We start from the raw sequence: 14,594 nt of genomic DNA, 5'->3' as shown, positions 1-14,594 counted from the left end.
GAGCAACAACTTGTTATACATTTACCGCTATGACAGTTGTGTTGAACCCTTCATCCGGCATGGGTGCAACAAAGTACTTTGTAACCAGCTCAAACATCTCTTCCGTATCAGTTGCCGCTCTTTCTGGTTGTTCTATGCGCCTTTTTGCGATCTGCTCTAAGCAAATCTCATTTGGCTGGTCGAGGTAGATTAGCTCATGGCGAGCCTGAATCTCTGAAAAAATGCCTTTAAACCACTCTCTTTGAGTAACCGTATTTGCCGGAAAATCCATTACCACATCAGTTCCTGTAGCCAAGATTGATTGCACCAGTCTCTTCATTTGGGGTTTAAGCCGACCAGAATATTTAATGTAATCCTCCAAGGACTCAATACTATTCGGATAGATTGATTCTAACCACTCGTCTTCAGAAAGTAGTACGGCATTTCGTTTCTGGGCAATTTCACGAGCTTTTGTAGTTTTCCCTGCTCCCATTTTTCCACAGAAAAACGTCAATACTCCTTTGTTCATTTCTTACCTCTTATTGCATAACAACAAGCAAAATATGGTCCCGCTGCATTGGATTGTTAGCTGCTCTCCTCAAAGTTGAGTAAGGCAAAAACGCTCGTGCTTCTCATTGTGTAAGTAGTCATTAATAATGACAATAGCCAAATTTGGAAAGCGAACAAGGGGGCAGCCACTGACCAACCCTCACGAAAAGATGTGGTTATACAATAGATTAAGTTGATAAATGAAGGAACTCACATGGCATTAACCGATCTGATCTATAACCTTTTTTGTAAAGTTTTCCCACATTTTAGCTTCATCCAGTTCTAGCTTAATTCTTTCAGACTCAATTCTTTTTCGCTCTTCAGCAAGCTGATCAATATAGTCCTCCAATTTTGCAATAGCTGATTTTGGAATTACAAAACGCCGAAGATCTTCTTCTGTAACAGCCGTTTGACCAGACGCTCCAGACTCGAACCTTTGAAATTGTAGTTGGCCGATTGGAGAAGCTAATAGAAAAACTAAAGCTTTTGGTGAAATTCCTCTTGGCCTCAATATAGCAACATGACTATCAACAGTGTACTCACCTTCTAATTCAAATAGTACAGACTTTCCAATGGATGTACCTCCGTCCATCGTTAAAAGAACATCGTTCTTTTTTAATACCCTGTTTGGACTCAAACTATTAAAATCCTCCTCCGAAATATATCTACAATCACCCACATTGATAGACATTTTTTGTATGCTAAGGGTATTAATAACAGGGATTCCTTCGCCTTCTTGTAAATAAACAGGTTGAGCGCCTTTCACTAACGGGTCTGGCAAAAACTCGCCCAAATAAACTGTTTCTTTGTTTTTCAGATGGTTATCTAGTTCAACGAATCTCTTCTCTGCCTGCTTGCTATCACAACGCAATGAATGCGAACGAGAAACCTCAACCAGACTTGATCGACCAACCATTGGGTATTTCTGTTTTTCAAACATTTTTAGCTCCAAACCACGTCACGCTTTATGAAATCCAGTACAACTTCTGGACTTGATGGCGAGACTTCAACCTTGTAATCCTCTTCACATAAGTGAAGGTTTTGAATCGTATCTCCAGATAAAGACACGAATCTAACGAGTTGATTTGGTCTCGGCTTTTCTTTTCTCTTGCTCAGTTTAAAGCCGACCTCATTAACGATATAGGTATGGTGCTCAGTATTGAATTTAGTTGCTGTTTTTGTGAATGCATAGCGTGCAATGTACTTTGATAGACCGGAAGAATTTAGTACCGAGTTATAATGACTCGCCGCATCCTCAACTGAGGAAAAACTTCGATCAGGGGTCATCTGTAATACCTCTGCATTCTTACCCTTTTTGTAGACCCAATCGTTCGGCTTAATAATGTTTTCCAGAGTTTTAGAAATTTTCTCTTGCAGATCTTCAGAGTTTTTAAATTTTTTAACTCCATTCTTATTCAGCGCCATTTTTGCCTTTTTTATTAACTCATTGGCACTTGTCTCATGCTTTTGCCATTCTTCATCCCATCTACTAATTTCTTCACCACTCTTTTTTTGTGCAAAAAGCAAGCTTGTAAGTGTTGGGGTGTCAATGAAAACATTTCGAGGTAGTGACACTATCGCTTTTACATGAAACATCCTATAGATAAAAATCCTTACAGACATAAGATCTACAGCATTAAAAATTGACTCCGGCAAAACTACACCCAGCCGTCCACCTGGCTTGAGAAGTTGAAATGCTCTTTCGATGAATAGCCCATCGGATGGAGTTTTATGTGAAAGCGAAAATGTTTTCGATAATGTTCTTTTTGTATCAGTTGAAAGAGTTACGCCGAAAGGCGGATTTGATAAAACGGCATCAAAAGTCTCGCAGACATCCTTATCATAAATGCTTCTTGGAATACTTCGCTCCTTATCGCCAGAAGGTCTTAGCTTCGTATCATTGTATGAGGAAAATGGTTTAAACGCGTCATACTTAAACATGTGGGCAGAGCCATCACCATGCAGCACCATATTAACTTTTGAAGTAATTGCCATAATGAATTTTGGATCGAAGCCATAAATGAAGTTTTCAGCCCAATAGTTTGGCATTTCGTCACTCATACGCGCTTTATAAAACTGAGTTTCCTCGAAATCTGAAACAAGTATGCTCGACGCCTCTTTAATTGATGACGTTATTTTGTTCATGGCATGCAACAAAAACGCACCAGACCCACATGCTGGATCAATAACATAAGGAAGCCTATTTTCAGGGTGGGTGGCATTTTTCCACGTCTTTTTAGTTAATCCTTCTAGATCCAAAGCTTCAATCATGAATCGAACCAAATTGGAGTGTGTGAAATACATGCCTTTATCTTGTTTGAATCCGGATCTAAGGATTTCTTCAAAAAAAGCACCTATCACGTCACCATGTAAAGCTGCCCCTTTTGTAATTGACAAAGACTCTAAAGCCAATACTACTGACTTTACCTTTTCCTTAGAAAATTCCTTTGGATCTATTTCATCCGGCACCCCCCCTTTTTCTATATACCTAGAGTAAGCCTCTTTATATTGATTATTAACATACTCAAATACAGATGAGGATTTTTCAGGCTTTCCATTCTTATACTTAACCTGAAAACTATACTCATCCCCTTTTTTTGTTGTTCGTTCATCATATATTTTTGCAAGCAAACATTTTACTAAATTAATAAAGAGTGCGTTATCTGGGTGTTCGCCAAAAAATTCGTTGTGAAAACTGTTGGCTACAGCTCTAAAGTCTGCTTGAGTTGTGCTTATTTTTAGATCTCGTGCACCACCATTTACAAATGGAACGTAGTTTAAATCTTGGTAGTCCTTTGGAAATGCTGTTGAATATGGTTTCCCCGCTTCTTCCCAACTTTCATATGATTTGTACTTAACATAATCTATGCACTTTAGCTCGAAATGTACTCTATCGGTATTAGGATGCACTGTCCCATAGACCAATAATTTTGGAGATCCTATTAAAGGAGCCGTGCCAAAAAGCTGAAATTTAATAGCCTTATCTTCATCTACTGAATATTTTGCAGACGATTTAAACTCCATCACAGCATATGGCAGATCATCTTCATCATATAGAATTAGATCGACCTCATCAGAGAGCGAACCAATACTGCCATGAGCGAAATACTGTTCGTGATAAAGCCTCTTAACATCGTATTCATATTCCTTACTACACAGCAAATTGATAATAGTTGCATGCACTAGTTCTTCTGGCTCGAAGGACTTCACATTAGATTCATCTGACCTTAGTTCACTTGGATAGGTTATGACTTTGTTAGATTCGTCAGCTCTTGTTAATTTTGCCTCAGAAGACAGGTTGTTGATATTTTTCACATACCACTGTATTGATTTATCGTCTAAAGACATATGCTTCCTAAATTTTCCTATTTAAAATCGTGGCCTAAGATGCAGCTAAGCCCCAGGCAATCAAGCAGCAATCAATGGTTCTGCCAACTTGATTTGCTTATTAGCCATTGAATAATGGAAAAACCACATTATTAATGAAGTTTGCCCCATTCTCTGTATGAAGCCAAAACAACCCAGCTAAATTTAGCAGAACGGTTACCCAATAAACATTTATAAATGCTTTCTTACTCGATTTATGGCGTAATTTCTTCTGGGCAACGGAGGCACCTGGCCAACCACCCATTAGAGAAATTAAATGCAGTGTGTCTTCTGGGATTCGCCATCGGCCATCTTGAGCTGCAGATTTATCCATCGCGTAAGCGATAAACGCAATTAGGCTCATTAATAGATACAAACCGACAATAACTAAAGGCAACTTTCCACTTAAGACTGAGACCAACAGTCCAATGAAAAAGATAATCGTAAAGACGCCACCAAAGCCTCTTTGGCTTTTTACTTTGTCTCGTTTTTTTGACTTAGAAATGTCACGAGCAAATTGAATATTTTCAGCCTTGTAACGATTGTTATTATCGTGAGCTATTTCATAGATAATGACTTCACCATTCACTGGTCTACGGGATGGTGGGTTAAAGGCTTTAATATGAACAAAAGCACGCTCTCCACCACCATTTGGCTCGACAAAACCAAAGCCTCGATCATCATTCCAATTTGAAATTTTCCCTTGAAGCTTCATGCCTTCCCTTGATTTCTTAGCTGCTAACATGTCTTAGCAATAACCAAATTCTTTTGCGAATATTGTTGTCCCGCACACTCCGTGGGTATTTTTGATTATCCCCAATGAGTGCCCGGGAATATCCCTTAGATTTTTCCACCATGAAGTAATTGACTTCCTTAGAGGGCAGAGAGTGTTTATAGCGCTGAAGGTTTCAATATCAAATATCTTCCAGCCGATTAGCTGACTGTGACATCACCATAATTTCATGCTCTTCAAAAGATCTGAGTTCTTCCATCAACTCTTTTGCCGGATCTATATCCGCACGATCATGCAGGTAACGATAAAGGTCAATGATCTGCTGATGTTGATGAATGATTACTTGCATAATGTCGGTGGTCGATAATTCCGCAAATGGTGCATCGCAATGATGATGTTGCACGATGGGGTTTTTATCAAAGTACTCATAGCACCAGGTATTTAATGCATGTTCGTTCCCTGTGACTTCGAATTGGTGTACAGCATGTCCGAGCTTTTCTTCATGCTCTGACAAATAGTTAAGAAGCATTTGTGCTCGCGTATTTTCAGTTTTATCGGCACCACGTTTCAAACATTCTGTCAGGTGTTGATGGAACTCGCTTGTCCAATGAAGGACATCTCTTAACGTTTCAACTTTCATAATAATTTCCAGTATTTTTGTTTGCTGCTGTTATTGGAGTAGCTTAAAAGATCAAAAGAACAGCCTCTATTCCTCGCCGATATCTTCGTTCCAGATTTCAGGATTTTGAGCAATGAAATCGCCAAGCATTTGGATACATTCCTGCGAATTAAGATCGATGACCTCTACGCCATTTTCGCGGAGCCAATCAAGGCCGCCGTCGAAATTTACTGATTCACCAACCACCACCGTGCCGAAGTTAAATTGACGCGCCAGTCCGCTGCAATACCAGCAGGGTGCAAGAGTTGTGACCATGATTTTGTCGCGATAGGTTTTTTGTCTTCCGGTCTTTCGAAAGGCATCAGTCTCGGCATGAACTGAAGGATCATTTTCCTGAATTCTGCGGTTATGGCCTGCACCAAGTAGCTCGCCATTTTTATTGAAAACCGCAGCACCGATAGGGATGCCACCCTCAGCTAAGCCCTGTCGGGCTTCATTAATCGCCACTTCCAGCATTGCCTTGTAGTCTATGGGTGTCATGCCTGTAATCCTTTCTCTGGATGTGTCCATACGATACACGATCAAAGGGATCAAAAAATATCTCTGGCCTTTTTACTTTTGACGTTCTTACGGCTTACTCAAAACGCTTGTTCAGAGAGTTCCCAAATCAAATTTCATGTTCAGCCAACCATCATCCGATTTAGTGGAAACGCTGCCTGTGGTTTGCAGTTGGTCATTGTTTAATTCACCGTTTTGTTTGATGAATTCGATCACTGCTTGCTGTCTTTGCTGAGCTAATTGCTGCAATTGAGCATCGCTGACGGATTCTGCTTCAATCAAATGTTTTTTGAGACTGTCGTTATAAGCCAGCACATCCAGTTCGCTTTCGGTCTGTTCCTCGACATTATCATTAGTCGAAAATTCTTGCTGGAGGCTTTGTAAATCAGCGCTCAGACCGGCTTCGCTATAGAGTTGTTCGAGTATTTTTTGACGTTTTACGTCCAGTGGATCGGCTGAAGCGGTTTCACTCAAACGGTTTTCAATACGTTGTTCAACTGCTGTTTTTTGCAACGATTGTCGATCGGCGGTTTCATCAAATGGAGCGGGGATCTGTAGGGCCAGTTGTGGGCGTTGCGATAAGGCTTCAACCAGCTTGTTCAGCTTTTCCTGTTCGGGTGGGGCCAAATCACTGCGCCCGGCACGAAAGCGAATTTCGTCAATCTCTTCATCGCCACTACCAATACCAATCAGGCTGCCGAGAAAGCGGAAAGGTGCGGACACAATATTACGCAGTGCATTGCCGATAGCGCCACGAATCACCGGGCCCATCGCGAATTGCGGGTCATTCACATTGCCACTGACAGGGATATTCAGTTCAATCACGCCATCACTGTTTTTGAGTAATGACACGGCCAGATCCAATGGCAGATCCAATGCATCTGGCGATTCAACACGTTCGCCTAAACGGATATCGCGGATCACAATTTTGTTGGATGCCGATAATTCGCTGTCGATAACCGCATAAGTCAGGTCAATATCACCTTTTCCTTCTGCGATCTGTCGTCCGGCAAATTTGACGGTGTAAGGACTCATTGCAGGTAAATCGAGATTACTGAATGCGAGTTTGATGGTGGTTTGACCGGTGACATTCAATGGATTCATCGCACCATTAATTTCTACCATGCCAAATTCATCAACCTGACCTTCCAGCGCGATATCTACCGGTTGTTTTGAGCTGGTCGAAAAGCCACTGATTTCGCCATTCAGTTTCTGCATAAGAGCATCAAACACAATCGGCAGATTCTGATCGGTAAAGCGCGAGCTGGCATTGTTGATCTTCACTCGACCCAGCGAAACGTCAAAACTGTTCGACGCTTCTGATTCGCTGGTCTCGGTTTGAGTAGGTGCTGATTCAGGCTGCTCTTTCATCAGCAACGCCAGATTGGTTTCACCGTTTTCGTTTATTAATACCCGGCTGTAAAGTGCGTTAACAATCACTTCTGAGATGGCCAGACGTTGCTTAGCTAGTGAAAAATCAATGCTGTTAACGGATAAGCTGTCGAGGCTTAACAGCTTTTCATCAAGCTGCTGGTTATCCAGATGCAAGTCCGTAAGCCCCAGATTGCCTTGTATGGCAAAGGGCTCTTGCTGATTGCTCGTGACACTGGCGGCAGAGTCGAGTTTGCCACTGACCATTTCGATATGAGCATAGTTATTTAAGTAGGGCTGCACAGGTATTAATGATAATCGCTCAATGCCTGTTTCGGCTTGAACGGCCAAGCTGGGGAATAACTGTAGATCCCCTTCCGCTGTGATTTCACCACCTGATTCCAGGCTGATATGCGTGGTAAATGGCATCTGCTGATCTGTTGCCAAACTGAAGTTTTGCAGACTGGCAGATAACATCAAAGCCAGATTGGCAGGTGTAGCTGGCATCTGATCTTCAATTGCCAAGGCAGTGTTGTTTATTTGGATATTGGCAATATTCAGCTGCAATGGGGGTAATTCACTTTCTGCAGGGGCTTCATCGGCCTCTGTTTCAAGCAACGGTGCAAACAACTGCAGCCAATTGAGTTCGCCCTGACTATTTTGTGTCGCAACCAGTTTGAAATCATTAAGAGCTACTTCATCAATGCTTAACTGATTCTCAGGAAACACAAAATTCCCATTGCTGACCGTCAAAGCCCCGCCCTGCAATATGGCTGCTGCTTCGCCAGGCTGATGCAGACTGAAACCGGACAGATCCAGATTGATCTCACTAATTTCAACGTTAGCAGTGTCGGCCAGATCGATAGCATAAGCCAGCTGTAAATCCAGTCGGCCCTGTTGTAATTCAAATGGCAGCTGAGCCTGAAGGTAACGATAAGGTGTTTGCAGGCTGAAATTTTGCAGATCAATTTGACCGGTAAATTGCAATGGTGACAACACCATCTTGCCGTTCAACGTCAGCTTGGCATCATTTTCCAAAGCAATAACCAAGTCCTTGTTAGCGGTTTGTCCAGCAGCGGTTGAGAAACTATCCAGATGAATATTAATCAGGCTCAACACGGTTTCAAATCGTGTCGCTGGCACATCATCACGATAAGCAATTTCACCGTCGTTATAGTGAAACTCGCCGATTTCCAATGTGAAAAAGGGTTCAGATGAATCATCGGCTTCTGCTGAGACAGCATCTGCTGTGGCGCTGGCATTCCAACTGTCCGCTAAACGGGTCAACGTATTGTCGCTGGTTGAATAACGGCGGAAAGATAGTTTTGGGGAATCTAAAGTGATTTCTTCAAGCCGCAGCTTGCGTTGGAACAACTGTAGTGGTTGCAGATTAAGATAGAGCCTGTCCCATGATGCCAGCGGTTCATTTTCTGCGTTCGACAGTTGCAGCTGCTCCACTGTCGTTTCAAAGGTATAAGGGTTGAAATGAATTGTTTCAACACTGGCCTCAACACCCAGCCTGTCATGCAATGTTTTCACTAACTGACGCTCGGCCAGCCAGGGCAGCAGAAAGAAACCTATCAAGGTATATAACAGCAGAATACTGACAACCCAGATCAGCAGGCTTCGAAATTTCAGAAAGGTGTTTTTGGCAGATTCCATTGCTGTTAGCTCATCTCAAAGGCAGAGATAAGTCAGTTTACCGAAATAATCCGCTTGGGCGTAATTGTCAGACTTAATTTCTGCCCCTTTGTTATTGGATTACACTTTTTTAAATACGTTATTTGAAGCCATTACCAGCCGAATGTTGACAGCCAATCCTCGGCTTTAACAAAACCCACTAAGCGGGGTTTACTGCCTAAAGAACGATTGATTGCAAACAGTACCGTTGCGTAATCAGGCATATCGCTGGTGGAACCCAGGTTCTTTTGAAACTCAGTTATACAGTCGCCATCCACTACAAAAACCAGATTTGTTTCTGCTCGTTTATTTTTCATTGCGGCATTTAAAAGCTGACTATCGGCGTTGCATTGAGCCAGACTTTCATCAGCTACACCTTCATGACTAAACAAGACTCGCGACGTTTCTTCAGTGCGTTGCTGTGGGCTGTAATAGATATCGGCTTTGTGCAAACCTAAAATCTGCAGATCTTCGGCCAAGGCATAGCCGATTCCAAGTGCTCTTTTGGTAATTCCATTTTCATTTTCTGTGTTCCAGCATTGAACATCGATGCCTTCACAACTTTCTAGATGGTGAATAACGGCAATCACTTCACCGTTTTCCCAACTGGATTTAAGAGACGTCACTTCTGCTTGATTGTTGTCCGACAAGTCGATGATAACGGGCTGTTGCAGCAGCAAAAGCATCAAACTGATAAAAGAAAACGGTAATAAGCTGAACAACAATACTCTTTTACAGATCAATGCTTTAGAGCGGGACAACATGAAAATTCCTTCAGCGGTGTAAATATCAAATGCGATTAATGAATCGTGCTGATCTCAACTTCAATCCGGCTAAGATCAGCTAACTTTTTAGGCGGGCAACCACAGGGCTATGGACAAGTTCAGCGTATGAAACGTGCCTTCAAAAATGCGCTATGAATCTATTTTGTTTTGCCAGAAAAAGCCGCCAAAACGCGCCAATATTACCCTTCTCCATCACTTGATGGAACGGAATACTGAAGATTCGTTTCAATGGCCCAGTATATCTGAAGTTTCAACCAGTTCAGCTTGAGGCATGCTGAAATAGGCACCTTGAGAGAAATCAATACCTAAAGCATGGACTTGTTTCTGTACCGCTTCGCAATGCACGAATTCAGCTACGGTTTTAATGCCAAGGCTGCGGGCAAACTGCACGACACCACGAGTGACTACAATGGCAGATTGGTCTTCATTGAGGTTTTTGATCAGGCTGCCGTCAATTTTGATTAAATCTACATTTAGACGCAGTAAATGCTCGAAGTTGGAATACCCAGTGCCAAAATCATCAATAGCAATTTTGCAGCCAAAGCCTTTGACCTTATCAATAAACTGACGAACCTCGTTATAGTTATCAATACCATCGGATTCAAGAATTTCGAAGATCAATCGCTCGCCGACCTTATATTCCTTGAGCTTATCAAAAATAAACTGGGTCAATTCGGTATCCAGTAAGTCCCGATAAGACAAGTTGATAGAAAACTCGTAGTCCAGTCCTGCGAATTTCTGAAACGATTTTTCCACCATTACCCGAGTCAGCAGGCTATCCAGTCGAAGTTTGCTGGCAATGGATAAAAACTGTCCTGGACTAATCACCTTACCGTCAGGGTCAATCATGCGAATAAGACATTCATACTTAGTGACCTGACCACTATGATTATCAAAAATCGGTTGGAACCACGGCACAATACGATCCTGTTGCAAAGCCAGTTTCAACTGTCTTGCCCAGAACAGGTTTTGCTCGTAGACACGTTTCACATCTTGCTCAGCATCATAAATAGAATAATTTCGTGATTTCTCACGGGCAATCCGTAATGCCGCTGTTGCCAGCCCGATCAGAGTATCTGGCAGATTTTCATCGTTCACTTCAATATTCTGCTGTTCGGCGGCACCAATGGTCGCGGTCAGGCTGATGTCCTGATCCTGCCATTTCAATTGTTGTTCCTGTAAAAAGTCGCTGAACTGTCTTAAAAATCCAGTCAAAAACTCAGTTGTCCACGACAAGCCCACCAAGACAAACTCATCACCGGATAAGCGATACAGTTTTGCACCATCAGCATGATTATAGTTTCGGCAGAATTCCGAAATATTTTCGGTCAGGCGTTGTAACACCGCATCACCACAGTCATTACCAAAGATACTGTTTAATTCACGGAATCGATCAACATTAATTAAAATCAATGTGCTGTCATGATTCTGCTCCAGATCCAACAGCAATCTCGCCCGGTTCGGTAAGCCGGTCAGCTGATCTGTGTAAGATGCCTGCAATTCCTGCATCAGCAAGGTAATGCGATAGACCAGAAAAGCGGATAACAGCAGAATGACAATACTGGTTGAAATCAGGATCCGCAGATTAACATTCCGCATCGGAGCAATAACGGCATCGATTTCATTTTTTGGCACACCCACCGTAAACAGCATCTGGGCAGGTGTTGACGCAGCATAAAGCTCATAGTCATCCCCTTCAACGGTCATGTGATAGGTTTGCGACAGTGCTTTTTGCTGGCTTGAATTAAGCTGGGTAACATCCTGATTGAAGGCAAAGCTGATAAAGTCCTGCTCCATCACTGAATCAATGATTTGCTGAGCATATTGTTGGTTATTCAGCCTGTTCAGACTGGAGAGTCTGCGTTTATTTTTATCTATCAATATGGCAAACGTGTTTGGGGTGATACTCACCTGGCTCACCAGATTGATAACCTGTTCCGCCTCCCAGTCCGTTGATGCATAACCAATCACTTGTTGCCGGTCATTAAAAATAGGCTTTATCAGTGTTAACACTGCCCTATCCGTCATTTCATTGTAATAAGCCGGTGTCCAATACACTTCATTACGCTGGGCATCTGCCTTTTCTGCAGCACTAATCCCCGCCAAGTTGAACCAGTGTTGTTGATCAAGACTTAAAAGTTGAGGGCTCGACTCCGTCAACATTTGTATGTTGCCCGCTTTATCGCGATAAGCGAATCGTGAAACGGGCTGACCTCTCTGACTGAGATGTTTGGAATTAAACCAGATACCTACCGCTGAGGTGCCCTTAAAGTCATTCAGCTTGGATTGTAAAAATTCTTCCATCCCAGCGTTAAAAGCGCGTTTATCGGCTTGAGACGCATATAAATCGCCATATAGCTTACCGATACGCGCTAAATTACTGGTGTAGTGTTCAAGTGCGCTTTGGGTCTGGGCAATTTTGTTGAGGTTATTGAAAAACGTTTCTTCAATCTGCTTTTGCCGGACATCGCTAATCAATTCCTCTGAATAATTCAGGTTAAGTGAAGACAAGACCCACATTCCTGCAATAAACAGGATGACCAGCATAAACAACATCCACCGGATGAGTTTTTTGGAAGAGTCGAGCACCAACAAACGAAACACTAATTCGCCTTTGCCGTCCTTCCAAAGACTATTAATTTTGGCTTTCAAGAATGCGATTAACTTGTTGGCGAGCGACACTGATTGCTTCAGCAGCAACCTGTTTTCGTAAACTTTCTGCCAATGCTTCTGCTTCTGCTGAACCTTGTTTTTGAGCCAATTCATACCAAATCAACGCCTGAGCTTTATCTTCTGCTAAATCACTTTTCTGAAAAATCTGACCCAATAGCAGTGCAGACTCATTATCTCCTGCCCGAACCGCTTGTATTAGCCAATTCAAACCACTCTCAACACTTGAAGGATTTTGACTCTGCTGAATCAATAAGACGCCCAGTGCATGCTTTGCCGGAATATTATTATTTGCTGCCGCACGCTGGTACCACATCATTGCCTTTTCATTACTCTTTGGCACGCCCGTACCGGTTTCATAACTCCAGGCCATTTTATATTGAGCGTCTGCATCACCATCCTCGGCAGCTTTTTCAAACCACTTGAAAGCGGTTTGATGATTTTGAGCAACACCCTGCCCCGCTGCGTAGAACTCTCCTATCAGGTAACGTGCCCGAGGCGAGTTCGGCTCTGCTTTTTTTGCCCATGCCAATGCCTGTGTATATTCACCCAGAGCTTTGTGAATGGCCACCATATTCAATTGTGAGCGTATATCACCATCATTGGCTGGTGCCATACAGGCTTGTTTAGCTTCGCGGAAATTACTTATCGTGGTGAGCAGATAACAATCATTCAATTGCTTTTTGCTTATATCGGAAATAAGGGCGGTATTGAGTGTGGATTGAATGGCTTGAGACTCTTCCGCTTCAGCCACTCTCAAGGCAAACGCTTCAACATCAGCAGGGCAGGAATAGTTATAGCCGGCTTTATAAAGAATCAATGACTCTTGCGTAAGGGGACGGCTTGTATATCTTTCAGCGATATTCCGGCAACGCGATTCTTGTTCAGCACGAACCTTGCGTAAGTGCCCTGTGCGATTTTCATCAGCAGCATATTGATTGAGATAATCAGTTAGCGGATCGATATATGGCTGCGCAAATAAGGCTTGCAGCTCATCGTCGTATTTTTTTCGGTTCTTTTCTGCTGCTTTTGCTTTAGTTACATCGCTCTGATGATCCAGATCCTCCGTCTCATCAACTAGCTGCGCAACATTTTCCTTCGACTGAGATCCACTACATCCATATAGCGAAATGCTTAACAGCAATAATAAGACAAGCTTTTGCAATTTAGGCCTTCAATAGTAAATTTAGTCTGTTTAACCTAGGTTAATATAGTTTGGATAAAAATTGTTTCTTTTTCAAAACAAACTCTAATTAATTTATCAGTAATATTCGCAAAACACTTTCACTGAGTGTTAAGCCGGCAAATCTCCGTTACCAGTCTTCCATCTCCCCAAACAACACCAGCAAAAGCTCTGCTGTTTGCTGTAATGGATTTTGATAAATATCGGTTTTAAGTAGAAATTAGCAGGATGTTTGTTGTAAAAAGACTTCATCGCCAAGTCGAATAACGGCGCTTTGTTTGATTGCACCGTAGACGCCCAGATTTTGATCAGCTTTTTGCACAATAGTTCGAAGAATGCTGCTATCCGATTCCAGCGTTTGTTGAGATCGCGTTACTGCACCACAACGTGGTGTGGCGCTGTTACATTCGATGGTGGCTCGGCCGATTCGTAGTTTATTCTCAACCCAGGCTTGTTCGACTAAACCCTCCATACCCGGCAAGGTTTCAATCACCAGATTGGGACGAAACCGCTGCACATCCCAATCGGCTTCTGGATTGAGTTGCTGCATATGGGCCAGAGTCGCAGTTGTCAGCAGATGAAATGGTGTTACCAAAAAGAATGTTCCCGGAATTGAAACAAAATCCACCGCGGCTGAAGGTAAGTCATCGAGAATTTCTGGCAACGGTTCACCATCTTCACGATCAAACGTCGCTTTTAATTCTTCCAGCCAGGTATGGTCATCTTTTTTGTGGCGACGATAGAAATCAAGTTCCGCTAATGGGCGTAGTGATTCCAAAGTCGAAGCATGACCGGTTAATTCAGATAAAGCCTGATGAATCAACGGATCATCACTGCCCATCATTCGACCATCGGGTAACAGAATATCCACTTCATCATGTGGTCCAGTCATTTGCGGGCTGCGACAACGAGCAACACAACGTAATAATTGTGGCCGGAATTTACAGCTTTGAATTTCCTGACGAGCAGTATCCTGTAATGCCCAAATCCGATCGCCTTGAAGGCCCATATCGCCAAGATGGCAATAGTTCAGACTTTCACCTGCCATTCCTTTCACCGGGTAACGCCAGATTTGTTGAACCGTTCCGACTTTAATCATGA

11 protein-coding genes are annotated in these 14,594 nt (G+C 42.7%); all 11 read right to left on the bottom strand.

The features are described 5' to 3' along the window. Positions 1–13: 13 nt before the first annotated feature. The 11 genes from Q7V21_RS05000 to Q7V21_RS04950 all read right to left on the bottom strand — a co-directional run bounded on the left by Q7V21_RS05000 (position 14) and on the right by Q7V21_RS04950 (position 14,592). Entirely contained in the window at positions 14–508 is a 495-nt protein-coding gene (locus tag Q7V21_RS05000; protein ID WP_304916228.1) for an ATP-binding protein, read from the bottom strand. 240 nt (positions 509–748) lie between these two features. Further along, positions 749–1,468 carry a hypothetical protein gene (locus tag Q7V21_RS04995; RefSeq protein ID WP_304916227.1) on the bottom strand — a complete coding sequence of 240 codons (720 nt, stop codon included), beginning with the start codon at positions 1,466–1,468 and terminating at the stop codon, positions 749–751. A gap of 2 nt (positions 1,469–1,470) precedes the next feature. Continuing rightward, the gene (locus Q7V21_RS04990; protein WP_304916226.1) at positions 1,471–3,876 is read right to left on the bottom strand and encodes an N-6 DNA methylase; all 2,406 of its coding nucleotides are present in this window, start codon (positions 3,874–3,876) and stop codon (positions 1,471–1,473) included. A 100-nt stretch (positions 3,877–3,976) separates the two neighbouring features. Next, on the bottom strand, positions 3,977–4,639 hold the full coding sequence (locus Q7V21_RS04985) for a cold shock and DUF1294 domain-containing protein (protein ID WP_304916225.1): 663 nt from the start codon (positions 4,637–4,639) through the stop codon (positions 3,977–3,979). Between the two features lie 169 nt (positions 4,640–4,808). Further along, positions 4,809–5,267 carry an ATPase gene (locus Q7V21_RS04980; RefSeq protein ID WP_304916224.1) on the bottom strand — a complete coding sequence of 153 codons (459 nt, stop codon included), beginning with the start codon at positions 5,265–5,267 and terminating at the stop codon, positions 4,809–4,811. A 66-nt stretch (positions 5,268–5,333) separates the two neighbouring features. Beyond that, positions 5,334–5,786 carry a nucleoside deaminase gene (locus tag Q7V21_RS04975; RefSeq protein WP_304916223.1) on the bottom strand — a complete coding sequence of 151 codons (453 nt, stop codon included), beginning with the start codon at positions 5,784–5,786 and terminating at the stop codon, positions 5,334–5,336. A gap of 111 nt (positions 5,787–5,897) precedes the next feature. After that, positions 5,898–8,837, bottom strand: a complete 2,940-nt coding sequence (locus Q7V21_RS04970) for a DUF748 domain-containing protein (RefSeq protein ID WP_304916222.1) — start codon at positions 8,835–8,837, stop codon at positions 5,898–5,900. 131 nt (positions 8,838–8,968) lie between these two features. Continuing rightward, on the bottom strand, positions 8,969–9,619 hold the full coding sequence (locus tag Q7V21_RS04965; RefSeq protein WP_304916221.1) for a hypothetical protein: 651 nt from the start codon (positions 9,617–9,619) through the stop codon (positions 8,969–8,971). Between the two features lie 246 nt (positions 9,620–9,865). Continuing rightward, entirely contained in the window at positions 9,866–12,292 is a 2,427-nt protein-coding gene (locus tag Q7V21_RS04960) for an EAL domain-containing protein (protein WP_304916220.1), read from the bottom strand. Continuing rightward, positions 12,276–13,475: a tetratricopeptide repeat protein gene (locus Q7V21_RS04955; protein ID WP_304916219.1), complete on the bottom strand. Its 1,200-nt coding sequence runs from the start codon at positions 13,473–13,475 to the stop codon at positions 12,276–12,278. The genes Q7V21_RS04960 and Q7V21_RS04955 overlap by 17 nt, the downstream gene beginning before the upstream one ends. 238 nt (positions 13,476–13,713) lie before the next feature. After that, positions 13,714–14,592: an MOSC domain-containing protein gene (locus Q7V21_RS04950; protein WP_304916218.1), complete on the bottom strand. Its 879-nt coding sequence runs from the start codon at positions 14,590–14,592 to the stop codon at positions 13,714–13,716. Positions 14,593–14,594: the final 2 nt, after the last annotated feature.

It is taken from the genome of Methylophaga sp. (assembly GCF_030651745.1).
The sequence above is the reverse complement of the archived record's forward strand: the minus strand, read 5'-3'. Positions and strand labels throughout refer to the sequence as shown.